Annotated in this window: 1 protein-coding gene; it reads right to left on the bottom strand. The window is 70.6% G+C overall.

From position 1 onward, the window contains the following. Positions 1-21: 21 nt before the first annotated feature. Positions 22-19,905 (bottom strand): type I polyketide synthase, encoded by a 19,884-nt coding sequence (locus tag ACIA8G_RS28185; protein WP_396421684.1) that lies wholly within the window; start codon positions 19,903-19,905, stop codon positions 22-24. Positions 19,906-19,975: the final 70 nt, after the last annotated feature.

Raw genomic sequence — 19,975 nt, 5'->3', positions numbered from 1 at the left:
CCTCTCCGTCTCGAGGTGGGGTCAGCGCTCGGTGCGTCGGCCGAGTTCGTTGTCGATGAAGGCGAACACGTCGTCCACGCTCGCCGTGTTGATGCGGTCGGACACCGCCTCTTCGGTCTGGGCGGTCCCGCCGTACTGGGCGAGCAGGTTGCGCAGGCGGGCGGCGACGCCGTCGCGGGCCAGGTCGTCCGGTGTGCCGGCGGCCAGTGCGGCCTCCAGCCGGTCGAGTTCGCTCGTGATCGACGGCCCGGCGTCGTCGCCGAGCAGTTCGCCCGCGAGGAACCCGGCCAGTTCTCCGGGGGTCGGGTAGTCGAAGACGAGGCCGGCGGGCAGCTTCAGCCCGGTGGCCGACGCGATGCTGTTGCGCAGCTCGACGGCGGTGAGCGAGTCGAAGCCGAGGTCGCGGAACTGCTTGTCGTCGTCGATCGCCGCGGGTGAGGAGTGCCCGAGCACTCCCGCCGCGTGACCTCGCACGAGATCGACGAGGTACTTCGCGCGTTCTTCCGCCGGCAACACGTTCAGGGTCACGGAGAAGTCCACAGTGGACGTATCTCCGGCGCCCGCCGCGCGCTTTCCGCCGCGCACCAGGCCACGCAGGACCGCCGCGACCGGGCCGTTGGCGCGACCGGTGTTGATGCGTGCAGGGACGAGCACCGCGTTTTTGCGTGAAGTCGCGTCGTCGAACAACGCCATGCCCTGCCGGACGGACAGCGGAGGCATGCCGGTGCGGCCGATGCGGTCCATCGCGCCGTCCTGCAGATGTGCGGTCATGCCACCGGTTTGCGCCCACGGTCCCCACGCCAGCGACGTCGCGACGAGGCCCTGTGCGCGCCGGTGCTCGGCCAGCGCGTCGAGGAACGCGTTCGCCGCGGCGTAGTTGCCCTGACCGGCGCTGCCGAGCACTCCCGACACCGACGAGTACAGGACGAACGCCTTGAGCTTCTGCTTTTTCGTGGCCTCGTGCAGGTTCCAGGCGCCGTCGACCTTGGGCCTGAGCACGGTGGCGAGCCGCTCCGGCGTGAGCGAGCCGATGATGCCGTCGTCGAGCACACCGGCGGTGTGGATGACGGCGGTGAGCTTCAGTCCCTTCACCACCTTCTTCACCGCTTTCAGGTCCGCGGCGTCGCAGGCGGCGATCGTGACATCGGCACCGTGCGCGGTGAGTTCCGCCTGCAGTGCAACGGCTTCCGGCGCATCGCCGCCGCGCCGGGACACGAGCAGCAGCCGCGTGACGCCGCGCTCGGCGACGAGATGCCTGGCCAGTTCCGCGCCCAGACCGCCGGTGCCACCGGTGATCAGCACGGTGCCGTCCGGGTCCCACTCGGTCGTCTCGACGGTGTCGGTGACGCGGGCAAGGCGAGCGACGTAGGTCTGACCGTCGCGGACGCGGGCCTGGGTCTCCCCCGCGTCGAGCAGACCGGTGGGCAGCGGCGCGCTGCCGTCGGTGTCGACGAGCAGGAACCGGCCGGGGTTCTCCGACTGGGCCGTGCGGACGAGGCCTTCGACGGTCGACGCCGCCAGGCCGCTCGTCACGAACGCCAGCCGGTCTTCGGAGTGCTGCACCAGCTCAAGAGCCTTGGCCGCCAAGGCATGCGCTTGCTCGACGACCTCGCCGTCGCCCGTGAACCGGACCTCGGCGACGTCCGCGGCAGGCCGGGTTTCGGGTGCGGGCACCCAGCCCAGGTGGAACAGCGAGTCCTGCTGCTGGTGCGCTTGCAGTGGCGCGCCGAAGACGATGTTCCGCGCCGACACGACGGGTGCTCCGCTGGTGTCGACCGCGGCGAACTCGGTGCCGCTGAGCCGGACCCGCACCGTGGCGGCACCGACCGCGTGCAGACTGACGCCGTGCCACTCCAGCGGCACCCTGGTCTCCTCGGTGACCCTGGTCGCGCAGTCGAGCAGTGCCGGGTGGACGCCGTAGAACTGGGCGTCCGCAACGTCTTCCGGCAGCGTGACCTCCGCGTACACGGCGTCGCCCAGCTGCCAGATCTGCTCGCCGATCGCCGTGGCGCCCTTCGGCGGCCACTCGCTGACGGTGAAGCCGGCCCGGTACTCGCCCTCGGCGAGGACACCGGTCGCGATCTGGGTGAACGGCTGCTCGTCGTTCGGTCGCGTGTAGACGGTGAGGGTGCGCTTTCCGTTGTCCGGCGCGCCGATCCACACCTGCAGCACGCCGGGCGTGAGCGGCCCGGTGATCACGAGTTCCTCGACCGTGCCGTACCCGACCTGGTCGGCGGCCCGGAAGGCGATCTCCGCGAACGCCGTCTCGGGGAACGCGACCGCGAGCCGGTTCGTGAACACGACGGCGTCTTCCTGCGCGACGGTCATCGCGGCGCCGAGCAGCGGGTGGTCGGCGGGCCCGAGGCCGAGCCCGGACGCGTCGGCCGCCTGAACCATCGGCGTCGGCCAGTAGTGGTCGTGGTCGAACGCGTAGGTCGGGATCTGGACGCGCTGGGCGCCGGTGCCTTCGAACGCGGGCGCCCAGTCGACGGTGGTGCCCGCGACGTGCAGCCGGGCGAGCGCCGTGAGCCACGCCGTGGTCTCGTCACGGTCCTTGCGCAGTGCGGGAATCGCGCCGTCCACGAGTGCCGCGAGCACGCCGTCCGGCCCGATCTCCAGGAACGCGTTGACGCCCGCGCCTTCGAGCGCCGTGACGCCGTCGGCGAACCGCACGGTCTCCCGGACGTGCCGCACCCAGTACTCCGGCTCGGTGAGCTCGGCGCCCGCGATGCGGCCGGTCAGGTTGGACACGACGGGGATGCGCGGCGCGGCGAACTCCAGCGCCGTGACCACATCGCGGAAGTCCTGCAGCATCGGCTCCATCAACGGCGAGTGAAACGCATGGCTGACCGGCAAACGCTTAGTCTTGCGGCCCTGCGCGGCGAATCCGTCAGCGATCTGGCGGACCGCCTCCTCGTCGCCGGCGAGCACCAGCGACGTGGGCCCGTTGATGGCCGCGATGGACACCGCGGCGGTCGTGATGACCTCGTCCTCGCGCGCTTCGACCGCGATCATGGCGCCCCCGCCGGGCAGCGCCTGCATGAGCGCGGCGCGGGCGTTGACGAGCTTGGCCGCGTCCTCGAGGCTCAGCACCCCGGCGACGTGCGCCGCCGCGATCTCGCCGACGGAGTGCCCGCCGACGTGATCGGGCTCGAGGCCGAACGCCTCGGCGAGCCGGAACAGCGCGACCTCGACGGCGAACAGCGCGCGCTGCGTGTTGCCGGTCTGGTCGAGTGCCTCCGCGTCCTCGCCCCACATGACGTCGCGGACGTCGACGAGTTCCAGCACCTCGTCGAGCGCCTTCCGGAAGGCCGGGAACCGCTCGTACAGCTCCCTGCCCATGCCCAGCCGCTGCGATCCCTGCCCGCTGAACAACACCGCGAGCTTGCGCCGTGATGCCTGCCCCTGGGCGACCTCCGCGCCGTCCAGCACCACCGCGCGGTGCTCGAAGCGCGACCTCTTGAGCAGCGAGAACCCGACGTCGAACGGGTCGCCCTCGAGCGCCCTGACCCGGTCGACCTGAGCGCGCAGCGATGCCGGGGACTTCGCCGAAAAAACGAGCGGGGCCCCCTTGGGGGGACGCGAAGTCCCCACTCCAATCGTCCCACGCAGGTCTGACAGTTCTGATGCGGTCGTGTCGTGAGTGGACCGTTCAGGCGCTTCCAGGATCACGTGCGCGTTCGTTCCCGAGATGCCGAACGAGGAGACGCCCGCGCGCCACGGCCGGTCCACGGCCGGCCACGGGGTGGTCGAGGTCAGCAGCGACACCGCGCCCGCCGACCAGTCCACGTGGGTCGACGGCTGCGTCACGTTGATCGTGCTCGGCAGCACACCGTTGCGCAGCGCCATCACCATCTTGATGACACCGGCAGCACCCGCCGCGGCCTGCGTGTGGCCGATGTTCGACTTGATCGACCCCAGCAGCAGCGGTTCCGCCCGGTCCTGGCCGTAGGTCGCCAGCAGCGCCTGCGCCTCGATCGGGTCGCCCAGCGTCGTGCCGGTGCCGTGCGCCTCCACGGCGTCGACATCGGCGAACGCCAAACCGGCCGACGCCAGCGCCTGACGGATCACCCGCTGCTGCGAGGGACCGTTGGGGGCGGTCAAGCCGTTGGAAGCACCGTCCTGGTTGACCGCCGAACCACGCACGACCGCCAGGACCTCATGCCCTGCAGCGACGGCGTCGGACAGACGCTCGACCACGAGCACACCGATGCCCTCAGACCATGCCGTGCCATCGGCGGTGTCGGAGAACGGCTTGCACCGGCCGTCACGCGCAAGACCGTCCTGCAGCGAGAACTCCATGAACGCGCCCGGCGCCGACATCACCTGCACACCGCCGGCCAACGCCAGAGAACACTCGCCGTTGCGCAGCGCCTGCGCAGCCAAGTGCAGCGCCACCAGGGCCGACGAGCACGCGGTGTCGATCGTCATCGACGGGCCCTCGAGCCCCAGCGCGTACGACAGCCGACCGGCGATCACGCTCGGCGAGGTGCCCGTGCCCGAGTAGCCCTCCAGGGCCTGCTCGGAGTTCAGCATCAGATGCGCGTAGTCCTGCCCGGACGCGCCGACGTAGACACCGGTCCGCGACCCGCGCAGCGCCAGCGGATCGATGCCCGTGCGTTCCAGGGCCTCCCACGAGGTCTCCAGCACCAGCCGCTGGTGCGGGTCCATCGACACGGCCTCCCGCGGCGAGATCCCGAAGAACGCCGGGTCGAACGAGGCGATGCCCTCGATGAACCCGCCCTGCCCGGTCACGGACTGGCCGGCGCCGTCCCCGACGAGGTTCTCGTCCCAGCCGCGATCCGCCGGGAATCCACCGATCGCGTCCCGCCCGCCGAGCACGAGCTCCCACAGTTCCTCTGGCGAGGTGACGCCACCGGGGAACTTGCAGGCGATGCCGACGATCGCGATGGCCTCGTCGCTGACCTTGACCGAATCCTCGACCTCAGCCGTCCCACCGAACAGCTCCGCGATCAGGTGCTCGGCCAAAGCGACAGGGGTCGGGTAGTCGAACACCAGCGTCGCGGGCAACGTCAGCCCGGTCGCCGTGCCGAGCCGGTTGCGCAGCTCCACCGAGGTCAGCGAGTCGAACCCGAGCTGCCGGAACTCGCGATCGGCATCGATCGCGTCCGGGGACGAATGCCCGAGCACGGCAGCGGCCTCACCCCGCACCAGGTCGACCAGCGTCCGAACGCGCTCAGCCGGGCGCACGTCCTGCAGTCCTTGCAACGCCACGGTTCCCTGAGCACGCGCGGCGGTCCGACGTCCGCCGCGCAGGAGGTTGCGCAGCAGTGGTGGCACCATCGTGGTGCTGGCCCCGGTGATGATCCGGGCGGGTACGACGAGCGGTTCGTCCACGGTCACCGCCGCGTCGAGCAGCGCCAGGCCGTGCTCCAGCGAGATCGGCGGCATCGACGACTTCTCCAGCCGTTCCAGCGCGGCCGCGTCCATGGTGCTGGTCATGCCGACCTCGGACGTCCACGCGCCCCACGCCAGTGACACCGCCGGCAGTCCTTGCGAGCGCCGGAATGCCGCCAGTGCGTCGAGGAACGCGTTGCCCGCCGCGTAGTTGCCCTGGCCGGCGGTACCGAGCACGCCGGACACCGACGAGTACAGGACGAAGTGCGCGTCCGGCACGAGCGAGTGCAGGTTCCAGGCGGCGTCCACCTTGGGACGCAACACCTTCTCCAGCCGCTCGGGCGTCAGCGAGGCGATGACACCGTCGTCCAGTACACCGGCCGTGTGCACGACAGCGGTCGCGTCGTGTCCACTGAGGACTGAAGCCAGCGCGTCCCGGTCGGTCACGTCGCAGGCCGCGATCGTCACGTCCGCGTCCAGCTCGATCAGCTCCGCCGCACCGGGCGAGTCGGGACCACGACGGCTGAGCAGCAACAACTTCCGGGTTCCCTGCGCGACGAGGTGCCGCGCCAGCTCCGCACCGAGGCCACCGGTGCCGCCGGTGATCACGACGGTCCCGGACGGGTCCCAGCCGGCCGGAACCGTGATGACGATCTTGCCGATGTGCTGGGCGCGGCTCATGAACCGGAACGCGTCCCGCGCCCGCCGCACGTCCCAGGACGCGATCGGCAGCGGTTCCAGGACGTCGCGCTCGAACAGCTCCACGAGCGCGACGAGCATCCGCTGGACGTGGTCGGGGTGCGCCTCGCCGAGATCGAACGGCCGGTAGAAGATGCCCGGCACGTCCTCCCGTAGGTCGGTCTTGCCCATCTCCAGGAACCGGCCGCCCACGCCGAGCAGCCGCAGCGACGCGTCGATGAACTCGCCGGTCAACGCGTTGAGCACGACGTCGACCCGCGGGAACTTCTGCTCGAACGAGGTGTCGCGGGAGTTGCCGATGTGCCCGTCGTCGAGGCCGAGGCCGCGCAGCACGTCCCACTTGCCCTCGCTGGCGGTGGCGAACACCTCGGCGCCCAGGTGCCGGGCGACCTGGATGGCGGCCATGCCGACACCGCCGGCGCCGGCGTGGACGAGGACCTTCTCCCCCGGCTGGACGTTCCCGAGCTCGATCAACGCGTAGTACGCGGTGAGGAACACCAGCGGGACCGAGGCGCCCTGCTCGAACGTCCACGCGTCCGGAAGCCTGGTGAGATAAGGCTCTTCGATGACGCCGACCGGTCCCATGCCGCCGAACAACAGGCCGAACACCGGGTCACCGACCTGGAGCCCGGTGACCTCGGGGCCGACTTCGGCGACGACACCCGCGGCCTCCGCACCGAACGAGCCCGCCTCGCCCGGATACATACCGAGCGCGTTGAGGACGTCGCGGAAGTTGAGGCCTGCCGCCCGAATGGCGACGCGAACCTCGTTACCCTGCAACGGCTCCGGCGTCCACGGCGCGAGGACGAGATTGTCGAGGCTGCCCTTCGCGGTGGTGTCCAGCCGCCACGTGCCAGCGGGCGGCACCAACGTCGGCCCCGGCTGCAGGCGCGCCAACCGTCCAGCGTGGACGGTCCCGTCACGCACGATCAGCTGCTGTTCCTCGGTAACGAGCATGCCGGGCGTCAGCTCGCTGGTGTCGTCAAGATCGACGAGCAGGAACCTGCCAGGATTCTCAGCCTGCGCGGACCGCACGAGCCCCCACGCGGCCGCCGCACCGAGGTCGGTGATCGGTTCGTCGCCGATCGCCGCGGCACCACGCGTCACGAACACGACGCGCTCTTCGGCGTTCTGGAGGATCTCCAGCACCCGCTTCGTCGTGTCGTGGGCCGCCGCCGCGTCCGCGCCGCCGGTCAGTTCCACGACCTGCGCGTCGATCTCCTGCGCTTCGCCGACCTGGACCGGTACCCAGTCGACGCGGAACAGCGACTCCTGCACGGGATTGCTGGGCGCGTTGACCGACGGCGTCCTGACCACCAGCGACTTCACTGAAAGCACGGGCGCGCCTTCGACGTCGACGGCCGTGACCTCGACGGCGTCGCCGCCGGTGTGCTTGAGCCGGACGCGCAGCCGCGACGGTCCGATGGCGTGCAGGGAGACGCCGTTCCACTCGAACGGCAACCCCTGGCCGGCGCCGTCGACGAACGTGATGGCGTGCAACGCGGAGTCGAGCAGCGCGGGGTGTACGCCGAACGTGGCCGCGTCGTCGACGGTGTCCGGCAGCGCGACCTCGACGAGCACCTCGTCGCCGTGCCGCCAGGCCTGCTGGAGGCCCCGGAAGATCGGCCCGTAAGCCAGTCCGCCTTCCGCGAGCGTATCGTACAAGCCTTCGAGGTCAAGCACTTCGGCGTTCGCCGGCGGCCACTCGGTGGTGTCGAACTCGGCCTGGTGCGGCCCTTCGGCGAGGGTGCCGCTGGCGTGCTGGATCCACTCGTCGGAGTCGGTGTGCTGCGAGTGAACGCTGACGGACCGCCTGCCGTGGTCGTCCGGCGCGCCGACGCGCACCTGAACGGCGACGGCTTCCCGTTCCGGCAGCACGAGCGGCACGACGATGGTGAGCCCGTCGACCCGGTCGCAGCCGACCATGTCGCCCGCGCGGATCGCGAAGTCGAGGAATCCGGTACCGGGGAACAGAACCGCGCCGCCGACGACGTGGTCCGCGATCCACGGGTGCGTCGAGAGGCTGAGGCGTCCGCTGAGCACGAGTTCGTCTGTGCCCGCGACCGCGATGGCCGCGCCGAGCAGCGGATGCCCGCCGGACCTGAGCCCGTAAGCGGCGGGGTCGCCCGCGCGGCCGCCGACGGTGGACTTGGGCCAGAACCGCTCGTGGTCGAACGGGTAGGTGGGCAGGTCGATGAGCCGTCCGCCCCGCAGCCACGGCGTCCAGTCAACGTTGATTCCGTCGACGTGCAGTTGACCGAGCGCGGTGGCCAGCGCGGTTTCCTCGGTCTTGTTCTTGCGCTGTGCGGGAATCGCTTGATCGACGAGCGCGGACAGCACGCCGTCCGGCCCCACTTCGAGGAACTTGGTCGCCGGGATCTTCGCGACGTTGTCGGTGAACCGCACCGCGTCCCGGACGTGGCTGACCCAGTACTCGGGGTCGGTGACGTCGCCGCTCGCGCTGATCGGGATCTTCGGGGTGGTGAAGGCAAGGTCTTGGATCGCGGTGCGGAAGTCGTCGAGCATCGGCTCCATCAACGGCGAGTGGAACGCGTGGCTGACCTTGAGCCGCTTGGTCTTCTCGTAGCGGCTCGCGATGGCCTCTATCTCTGCTTCGTCGCCCGCGATGACGATCGAGCGCGGTCCGTTGATCGCCGCGATCGACACCTGGCTCGTGAGGTGCGGGGTGACTTCTTCTTCGGCGGTCTGCACGGCGACCATCGCGCCTGTCTGGGGCAATGCCTGCATGAGTCCGGCACGGGCCTGGACCAGCTTCGCCGCGTCCTCCAGGCTGAGCACGCCCGCGACGTGCGCCGCAGCGATCTCGCCGATCGAGTGGCCGGCGAGGTGGGCGGGCTTGATCCCGAACGCTTCGAGCAGCCGGTAGAGGGCAGTCTGGAACGCGAACAGCGCCGGCTGCGTGTGGCCGGTCTGGTTGAGCTTCTCCTCGTCGTCGCCCCAGATGACGCTCTTCAGTTCGGGGTCGAGGTGCGCCAGCACGTCGTCGAAGGCGTCCGCGAACTCCGGGAACCTCTCGTACAGCTCTTTGCCCATGCCGAGGCGCTGCGAGCCCTGCCCGGAGAACAGCACGGCGAGCGTGTGCTCCCCCGCCACGCCGCTGGCGACCTCGGCCCCGTCGAACAACACCGCCCGATGCTCGAACAGCGCCCGCGACTTCACCAGCGAGTACGCGACGTCGGCTGCGGGCTCCTGCAGTGCGCCGATCCGCTCGACCTGAGCCCTGAGCGCCGCCGCCGATTTCGCCGACACCGCGAGCGGAATCGATCCGGATTGGCCGGCCCCCTGGGGGGATCCACCCCCCATCCCAATCATCTCAGGGAGGTCTGACAGTTTCGGCGCCTCGAGGATGACGTGGGCGTTCGTTCCGGAGATGCCGAACGACGAGACGCCCGCGCGCCACGGCCGATCAACCGACGGCCACGAGGTGTTCTCGGTGAGCAACGAGACCGCGCCCGCCGACCAGTCGATGTGCGAAGAGGGCGTCGTGACGTGCAGGGTCTGCGGCAGCAGGCCGTGCTGGAACGCCAGCACCATCTTGATCACGCCCGCCGCACCGGCGGCCGCCTGTGTGTGGCCGAGGTTCGACTTCACCGAACCCAGCCACAGCGGGTCGGCGCGATCCTGCCCGTAGACCGTCAGCAACGCCTGCGCCTCGATCGGGTCGCCCAGCACGGTTCCGGTGCCGTGCGCCTCGACAGCGTCCACATCGGACGGTGCGAGGCCGCCGGACGCAAGCGCTTGCCGGATCACCCGCTGCTGCGACGGGCCGTTCGGTGCGGTGAGTCCGTTCGACGCGCCGTCCTGGTTGAACGCCGAACCCCGCACGACCGCCAGGACCGGGTGCCCGGCGGCGACGGCGTCCGAAAGCCGTTCCACGACCAGGATGCCGACGCCTTCCGACCAGCCGGTGCCGTCCGCGGACTCGGAGAACGCCTTGCACAGGCCGTCGGGCGCGAGTCCGCCCTGCCGGGAGAAGCCGGAGAAACTGGTAGGCGTCGCCATCACCGTGACACCGCCGGCCAGCGCCAGCGAGCACTCACCACCGCGCAACGCCTGCGCAGCGAGGTGCAGCGCCACTAGAGCGGACGAGCACGCCGTGTCGATCGTGACCGCAGGCCCCTCCAGCCCCAGTGCGTAGGAGATGCGGCCGGAGATCACCGAAGCCGCGAGCCCGGTGCCCGCGTGGCCCTCGAGGTCTTCGTTGGAGGCCATGACGACGTGCTGGTAGTCCTGCCCGTTGGTGCCGACGAACACGCCGGTCCGCGAGCCGCGCAACGAGGCCGGGTCGACACCGGCGCGTTCGACCGCCTCCCAGGAGGTCTCCAGCAGCAGGCGCTGCTGCGGGTCCATCGCCAGGGCTTCGCGCGGCGAGATCCCGAAGAAGGCCGGGTCGAAGTCCGCGACACCGGGCAGGAAGCCGCCGCGCAGTGTCGAGCTCTGCAGCGACGCCAGGTCCCAGCCGCGATCGGCCGGGAAGTCCGACATCGCGTCCTCACCCGAGACCAGCACCTGCCACAGATCCTCCGGCGAGTCGATGCCGTCCGGGAAGTGGCAGGCCATGCCGACGATCGCGATGTCGTCGGTGGTCTGCACGACCGACACGTCGTCGAGGCCGGTGCCCTCGCCGAGCAGTTCGGCGAGCAGGTGCTCGGCCAGCACGCGCGGCGACGGGTAGTCGAACACGAGTCCGGCGGGCAGCGCGAGGCCGGTGATCTCGGTGAGCTGGTTGCGCAGCTCGACCGCGGTCAGCGAGTCGAACCCGATGTCCCGGAAGGCCTTGTCCGGCGCGACCGCTTCCTTGCCGGAGTGGCCGAGCACCGCCGCCGCCCGCGTCCTGACGAGTTCCAGGACAGGCTCGAACCGTTGCGCGGCAGGCAGTTCCCGCAGGCTGTGACGCAGCTCGGACGCTGCCGACTCGCTGTCACGACGCGCGGCGGCCAGCTCGTCGAGCACCTCGCGGGCGCCGGGCAGCTCAGCCAGGACGGGCGAGGGCCGCAGGCTCAGCAACGCGCCGAGCAGCTGCGGGTGATGGATGTCCGCGATCACGACGGTCGGCGCGGACTCCGCCGCCACGCCGCGCATCGCCGCCACCGCCAGCTCCGGGTCCAAAGTGGACGCACCGACGGACTTGATGGTCCGCGCGACGCGTTCCTCACCTGCCATGCCGTCGCCGGTCCACGCACCCCAGGCGATCGAGGTGGCGGCGAGCCCCTGTGCACGGCGCTGCACGGCGATCGCGTCCAGCACCGCGTTGGCGGCGGCGTAGTTGGCCTGGCCGGGGTTGCCGATCGCACCCGCGACCGACGAGAACAGGATGAACGCGTCGAGATCCAGCCCTCGCGTCAGTTCGTCGAGCAGGAACGCCGACGTCACCTTCGCCTGGAACACCTCGGTGAACCGTTCCGGCGTGAGCCCGTCGAGCACACCGTCGTCCAGCACACCGGCCGCGTGCACAACGGCTTTGACGTCCGGCGTCAGCACTGCGGCGAGTTCCGCACGGTTCGCGACGTCGCACTTGACGACCTCGACCCCCAGCTCCGCCACGATCTCCGCCGCGCCTGGTGCGTCCACGCCCCGACGGCTGAGCAGGAGAACCTTTTCAGCACCGCGCGCAACAAGATCGCGCGCAACGTGTTTGCCGAGCGCACCCGTGCCACCGGTGATCACCACGGTGCCGCTCGGCTGCCACTCCTGAGTCCCGCGCGGCGCAACGAGAATCCGCCGCCCGAACACACCCGACGCCCGCACCGCGACCTGGTCCTCGTCACTGCCCAGCACCGCCACGAACCGTTGCGCCGCCCGATCGTCCAGCTCGGCGGGCAGGTCGGCGAGGCCGCCCCAGCGGTTCGGGTGCTCCAGCGCCGCGACTCGGCCGAGCCCCCAGACACCGGATTGCCATGGATCGCTGACCGCGTCGGCGCGCCCGGTCGACACCGCACAGCGCGTCACCACCGACAGCGGCGCCATCACACCCGCGTCACCGAGCGCCTGGATCAGCGCGGTGGTGCTGATGATCGGCGCATCGCCCAGCGCCAGCAACGACACCACGCCCGTGAACGGCACCGGCGCGAACTCGCCGAGCTGTCCCGCGAGATGCTCGCGATCCGGCTCCGCGACCGCGATCTCTGTGACGTCACCGAGCGCCCGGACCAGCGTCCGCACCCACTCATGTTCGAGCCCCGCCGGCCGGACCAGCAGCCACTTGCCGGGCTTCGCGGTCAGCCCCGACACCGGCTGCCAGTTCTCCCGATGCAGCCACGAGTCCACAGTGGACTGCGCTTTGCGCTTGCCGCGCCACGCGGACAACGCGGGCAGCACACCCGCGAGCGTCTCGCTGTCGAGGTCGAGCGTGGCGGCGAGCGACGCGACGTCGTCCTGCTCGACCGCGGTCCAGAACGCGGCGTCGGCCGGATCCGCGGCGACCGCACCGGTCGCGGCCTCGGGCCAGAACCGCTCGTGCTGGAACGGATAGGTCGGCAGATCGACCCCGCGCCCACCCGCGTAGAAGCTCGACCAGTCGACGTCCACACCGCTGACGTGCAGGCGGGCGAGGGCCGTCAGGAACGCGGTTCGCTCGTCGCGGCCTTTGCGCTGCGCCGGGATCGCGCCGTCGACGAGCGCGGCCAGCACGCCGTCCGGGCCGATCTCCAGGAACGTCCGGTCGCCGATGCCCTGAACAGCGTCGTGGAACCTGACGGTGTCGCGGACGTGCCGGACCCAGTACTCGGGATCGGTGACATCACCGGCGGTCGCGATCGGGATGCTCGGCTCGGTGAACGTGAGGTTCTGGATCGCGTTGCGGAACTCGTCGAGCATCGGGTCCATCAGCGGTGAGTGGAACGCGTGGCTGACGGCCAGCTGCTTCGTCTTGCGCCCAGCGAAGCTCGCGACGATCGCGCGTGCTTCCTCTGCCACACCCGCGATGACGAGTGAGTCGGCCGCGTTGATCGCCGCGATCGACACACCTGGGGTCAGGGTGATCTCGTCCTCGGTGGCCTGCAGCGCGATCATCACGCCACCGGACGGCAACGCTTGCATCAGTTTCGCGCGGGCGCTGATCAAGGCGCAGGCGTCCTCGAGGCTGAACACGCCCGCGACGTGCGCGGCCGCGATCTCACCGATCGAGTGCCCGGCGAGCATCCGCGGGGCGAGGCCGAACGACTCCATCAGCCGGTACAGCGCGACCTCGAACGCGAACAACGCGGGCTGCGTGTTCCCGGTCTGGTTCAGCGCCTCGGCATCGTCGCCCCACATGACCTCGCGAACACCTTCGAGGTGCTCCAACACCTCGTCCAACGCGTCCGCGAACACCGGAAACGCCTCATACAGCTCACGCCCCATGCCAAGCCGCTGCGCCCCCTGCCCGGAGAACAACACGGCCAGCGTCTTCCCCGACGTCTCACCACTGGCCAGCACCTCGCCGTCCACCAGCACGGCGCGGTGCTCGAACAACGCCCGTTGGTGCACCAACGAGTACCCGACGTCGCGAGCGTCCGCTTCCAACGCCCAGACCTGCTCGATCTGCGCGTCCAACGCCGCCGAGGACTTCGCCGACACCACCCACGGCGTCGGAATCGATCCCGTCTGGGCCCCCCAGGGGGAGACCGAGGTCCCCACTCCAAGCGTCTCACGGGAGGCCGACAAATCCGGGGCGGCAAGATCGACAACGGGCGGGTTGTCCACAGGCACCGAGTTGTCCACAGAAACGGAAGACGGGGTTGCGGCTTCCAGGATCACGTGGGCGTTCGTGCCGGAGAGGCCGAAGGAGGACACGCCGGCGCGCGCCGGGCGGTCCGCGACTGGCCAGGGGGTGTTCGAGGTGAGCAGTTCGACGGCACCCGCCGACCAGTCGACGTGGGAGGACGGCGAGGTGACGTGCAGGGTCTGCGGCAGCAGGCCGTGCTGGAACGCCAGCACCATCTTGATCACGCCCGCGACGCCTGCGGCGGCCTGGGTGTGGCCGAGGTTCGACTTGATCGCGCCCAGGTACAGGGGCGCGCCGGAGCGGTCGCGGCCGTAGGTGGCGAGGAGGGCCTGGGCCTCGATCGGGTCGCCCAGCTTGGTGCCGGTGCCGTGGGCTTCGACGGCGTCGACGTCCGAAGTGGACAGTCCGGCGTTGGCGAGTGCCTGGCGGATCACGCGTTGTTGTGCGGGGCCGTTCGGGGCGGTCAGGCCGTTCGAGGCGCCGTCCTGGTTCACGGCCGAGCCTCGCACGACGGCGAGCACGCGGTGATCGTGGCGCAGCGCGTCCGACTGGCGTTCGACGACTAGCACGCCGACGCCTTCGGCCCAGCCGGTGCCTTCGGCGTTGTCGGAGAACGCCCGGCAGCGCGCGTCCGCCGCGAGGCCGCCCTGGGCGTTGAAGCCGGCGAAGTTCATCGGCGTGGACATCACCGTCACGCCACCGACGAGGGCCAGCGAGGACTCGCCCGACCGCAGCGACTGCGCGGCGAGGTGCAGGGCCACCAAGGAGGACGAGCAGGCGGTGTCGATCGTGAGGGCCGGGCCCTCGAAGCCGAACGCGTAGGAGAGGCGGCCGGAGATCACCGCGGCGGCGAGACCCGTGGACGCGTGGCCCTCGATGTCGCCGCGCGCCCGCAGCACGAGGTTCGTGTAGTCCTGGCCGTTCGTGCCGATGAACACGCCGGTCTTCGAGCCGCGCAACGTCGTCGCGTTGACCCCCGCGCGTTCGACGGCCTCCCAGGCGACCTCGAGCAACTGGCGCTGCTGCGGGTCCATCGCGAGAGCCTCGCGCGGCGAGATGCCGAAGAACGCGGGGTCGAACTCCGCTGCGCCGTAGAGGAAACCGCCCTCGACAGTGCCGCCGGCGGCGAGCCCGTCCTGCTCCCAGCCGCGATCGGTCGGGAAGCTCGCGATCGCGTCGGTGCCGTCGGCCAGCAGCCGCCACAGGTCTTCCGGGGTGGCGACGCCGCCGGGGAACCGGCAGGCCATGCCGACGATCACGATCGGGTCGTCCGCGTCCGCGATGCCTTGCGCGGCAACGTCGAGATCGGCGCCGTCGCCGGTCAGGTCGGCGAGCAGGTGCTCGGCCAGGACGAGCGGCGTCGGGTAGTCGAAGATCAGCGTCGCGGGCAACGTGAGGCCGGTGGCCAGAGCCAAGGCGTTGCGCAGCTCGATCGCGGTCAGCGAGTCGAACCCGAGCGCGCGGAACTCCTTCTCCGCCCCCACGGCGTCGGCGTTGGCGTAGCCGATGACCTTCGCAGCCTCGGCGCGCACGACGTCTACGACGATCCGGAGGCGTTCAGCAGCGGGAACTCCGGCGAGCCTGGCGAGCAGGCCGCCGGCCACGACCTCGCGTGCCGCCGTGCGCCTGCCCTGTCGGACCAGGCCGCGCATGATCGCGGGAACATCACCCTGTGCCGCGCCACCGCCCGAGGCGAGCGGCACGAGCAGCGATTCGCCGGAAGCGACCGCCGCGTCGAATAGCTCCAAGCCCTGCGACACCGACAGCATCGGCATCCGGCGCAGGTCGCCTTCGTCCAAAGTGGACGTCATGCCGGTGTCCCAGGCGCCCCAGGCGAGTGACAGCGCGGGCAGGCCGAGGCCGTGCCGGTGCGCGGCGAGGGCGTCGAGGAAGCTGTTGGCGGCGGCGTAGTTGCCCTGGCCTGCGGCACCCATCACGCCGGACACCGACGAGTACAGGATGAGCTGCGCGTCGCCTGCGAGTTCGTGGAGGTGCCAGGCGGCGTCGACCTTTGGCCGCATGACCGCGGAGAGCCGCTCGGGCGTGAGTGAGCCGATCACGCCGTCGTCCAGCACACCGGCGGTGTGGATGACCGCGGTCGGGTGGACGCCGTCGAGCAGTTCCGCTACGGCGGCGCGTTCCGTGACGTCACAGGCTTTCACCTCGACGTCCGTGCCCAGCGCGGCCAGGTTGTCACGCAGGTCGGCGGCGCCGGGTGCGTCGAGGCCGCGACGGCTGACCAGTAGCAGTTTGCGCTGGCCGCGCGTGGCGAGGTGGCGGGCAAGGACGGCGCCGAGGCCGCCTGTGCCGCCGGTGATCACGACTGTGCCGCTGGAATCCCATGTGTGCTCAGCACCTTCGGCGCGGGCGAGCCTGCCCGCGAACACCTCGCCCGCGCGCACGACGACCTGGGTCTCCCCCGCGTCGATCAGTCCGCCGAGGCCGGGCAGCAGTGCCTCCGACTCGGGGGCGTCGTCGAGGTCCACGAGCAGGAACCGGCCGGGGTTCTCGGTCTGCGCGGACCGCACCAGGCCCCAGACGGCCGCGGCCGCGACGTCGTCACCGGTGACAGCACCGCGCGTGACGAAGACCAGCTTTCCGGTGGATTTCTGAAGCGTGTCCAGCGCTTCCGCGGCCAGCGCGTGCGCGGACTCTGGCGTCTGCTCGCCGGTGACGTGCACGAGCGGCACGTCACCAGGCGGGTAGCTGACGGGCACCCAGTCGAGGCGGAACAGCGAGTCGACGGCGTTCTGCTCGGTCACTTCACCGAGCGGCTCGATCCGCACGGTCGCGGCAGACAGCACCGGGTCTCCGGCGACGTCGACCCCGGCCAGCGCGACCCCACCGTCCACAGCGGACAGCTTTACTCGAACGACCTCCGCGCCGTTCGCGTGCAGGGAAACGCCTCGCCAGTCGGTGGGAACGCCCTCGAATCCGAGGAACGCGGCGGCGTGCGTGGTGGCCTCGAGCAGCGCCGGGTGAACGCCGAAGCCCTTGGCGTCAACGGGCAGCGCGACCTCGGCGAAGATCTCGTTGCCTCGCCGCCACGCCGCGCGCAGACCCTGGAATGCTTCTCCGTAAGGCGTTTCGTCGTAGAAGCCGTCGAGATCGACGACCGTGGCTCCCTTTGGCGGCCATTCGGTGTCGTTGGCCGGCGGCGCGATGCCTTGCCCGAGCAGGCCTTTCGCGTGCTCGACCCATTCCTGGTCGCCGCGCCGCGCGTGGAACCGGAACGCTCCGTCGCGCCCGACCTGGAACTGCACCTGGACGGCGCTGTTGTCCGGCAGCACCAGAGGCGTGATCTGGACGAGTTCCTCGACGCGTTCGTAGCCGGCGAGATCCGCGGCGCGGAACGCCAGCTCCAGCACGCCCGAGGTCGGGAACACGACGTGGTCGGCGAGCCACGACGTCCTGGCCAGCGTGCCGGTGAGGATCAGCTCGCCGGACCCCGCGACGGTCATCGCCGCGCCCAGCAGCGGGTGGTCGGCCGAGGTGAGGCCGAGGCCGGCCGCGTCGCCCGCGCTGACCGAGACCGACGGCCAGTAGCGGTCGTGCTGGAACGCATAGGTGGGGACGTCGACCCGTTTACCGTTGGGGTAGAACGGTTTCCAGTCGACCTGGACACCCGCGACGTGCAGGCGGGCGAGTGCGGTCAGGAACGCGGTCCGCTCGTCGCGGCCCTTGCGCTGTGCCGGGATGGCGCCGTCGACCAGCGCGGACAGCACGCCGTCGGGGCCGATCTCCAGGAACGTCTTGTCACCCAACGCCTTCACTGTGTCATAGAACCTGACGGTGTCGCGGACGTGCCGGACCCAGTACTCGGGGCTCGTGACGTCGCCGCTCATCGGGATCGCCGGGCTGTGGAAGGTGATGCCGCCGATGGCTTCGCGGAAGGCGTTGAGCATCGGGTCCATCAGCGGTGAGTGGAACGCGTGGCTGACGGCCAGTTGTTTACTCTTGCGGCCTTCGAACTTCGCGACGATCGCGCGGACTTCCTTCTCGACGCCGGCGATGACGAGTGAGTCGGCTGCGTTGATTGCCGCGACGGACACGCCTGGGGTCAGGGTGATCTCGTCCTCGGTGGCCTGCAGGGCGATCATCACGCCACCGGATGGCAACGCCTGCATGAGTTTCGCGCGGGCGCTGATCAGGGTGCAGGCGTCTTCGAGGCTGAACACGCCGGCGATGTGCGCGGCGGCGATCTCGCCGATCGAGTGGCCGGTGACGTGGTCGGCCTTGATGCCGAACGACTCCAGCAGCTTGTAGAGCGCTACCTCGAACGCGAACAGCGCGGGCTGGGTGTTGCCCGTCTGGTTCAGCGCCTCCTCTGCGCCCCACATGACGTCGCGGACGCCTTCGAGGTGCTGGGCAACCTCGTCGAGCGCGTCCCGGAACACCGGGAACGCCTCGTACAGCTCGCGGCCCATGCCGGCGCGCTGGGCACCCTGCCCGGAGAACAGCAGGGCGAGCTCGGTCCGCCGTGCCAGCCCGCTGGCTATCTCGGCGCCGTCGAGCAGCACCGCGCGGTGCTCGAACAACGCGCGCGTGGTCACCAACGAGAACCCGACGTCCACCGGGTCACCGTCGAGCGCGCGCACCCGCTCGACCTGGGCCGCGAGAGAGGCCTCCGACTTGGCCGACACGAGCCACGGCACGCTCGGAATCGATACGGATTCGCGGGCCCCCTGGGGGGAGCCACCCCCCACTCCAATCGTCTCAGAGGGGTCTGACACTTCCGGGACGGGCGGGCCTTCCAAGATCAGGTGAGCGTTCGTGCCCGACACACCGAACGACGAGACGGCGGCGCGGGGAGCGCGGTCGGCTGCGGGCCAGGCCACCGCGGCGGTGGCGAGTTCGACCGAGCCGGCGGTCCAGTCGACGTGTGTGGAGGGGCGCGAGACGTGCAGCGTCGCGGGCACGACGCCGTGCTGCATCGCCTGGACCATCTTGATGATGCCCGCGACGCCCGCGGCGGCTTGGGTGTGGCCGAGGTTCGACTTCACGGAGCCGAGCAGCAGCGGCGTCGGCCGGTCGGTGCCGTAGGTGGCGAGCAGGCTCCTGGCCTCGATCGGGTCACCGAGTGGGGTGCCGGTGCCGTGGGCTTCGACGACGTCCACGTCGGCCGGCGAGAGGCCTGCGCGGTCGAGGGCGGCGCGGATGACGCGTTGCTGCGCACGGCCGTTGGGCGCGGTGAAGCCGTTGGAGGCGCCATCGGAGTTGACGGCGGAACCGCGCACCACGGCGAGAACCGGATATCCCAGCGACACGGCGTCGGACAGGCGGGCCAGCGCGAGCACGCCGACGCCTTCGGACCAGCCCGTGCCGTCCGCGTCGTCGGAGAAGGCCTTGCAACGGCCGTTGCGTGCCAGACCGCCCTGGCGCGAGAACTCGACCAGGGAGCCGGGCGTGCACATGACGTTCACGCCGCCGGCCAACGCCAGCGAGCACTCCCCCGCGCGCAACGCGTGCACGGCCAAGTGGAGTGCGACCAAAGAAGAAGAGCAGGCCGTGTCGACGGTCAGCGTGGGGCCTTCGAGGCCGAGGGCGTAGGAGATGCGGCCGGACTCAGCGGAGGCGGCGATACCGGTGCCGACGTCGCCCGTCGCGTCGTCGAGGCCGCGGATCAGCAGGTGTTCGTAGTCCTGGCCGTTGGTACCCACGAACACACCGGTCCGTGAACCACGCAAAGAAGAAGGATCGATGCCCGCGCGTTCGATGGCCTCCCAGGACGTCTCGAGGAGGAGGCGCTGCTGCGGGTCCATCGTGACGGCTTCGCGGGGCGAGATGCCGAAGAACGCCGGGTCGAAGTCGGCGATGCCGTGCAGGAACCCGCCCTGGACGCTGATGCTGTGGCCGCGGTCGTCGGTTCCGCTGCCGAGCAGGGCGTCCACGTCCCAGCCGCGGTCGGCCGGGAACCCGGTGATCGCGTCACGACCCGAGGCCACCAGCTCCCACAACGCCTCCGGCGAGTCGATGCCGCCGGGGAACCGGCAGGCCATCCCGATGATCGCGATCGGTTCGGTGGCAGCGGCGACCAGTTGCCGGTTCTGCTTGCGCAGCCGCTCTGCCTCCTTCATCGCGGCCCGGAGAGCCTCGACGACCTTCTCGCTGGAGGTGTTCATTCATCAGCTCCGTCAGTCCAGCCGGACACGGTTATCCCGTCGGTAATTCCAGCAGCACAAGCGGTAGCGA

The organism is Lentzea sp. NPDC051213 (assembly GCF_044455585.1).
GTDB lineage: Bacteria > Actinomycetota > Actinomycetes > Mycobacteriales > Pseudonocardiaceae > Lentzea.
Note: the sequence above shows the minus strand (reverse complement) of the source record. Positions and strands in the feature narration are given on the sequence as shown.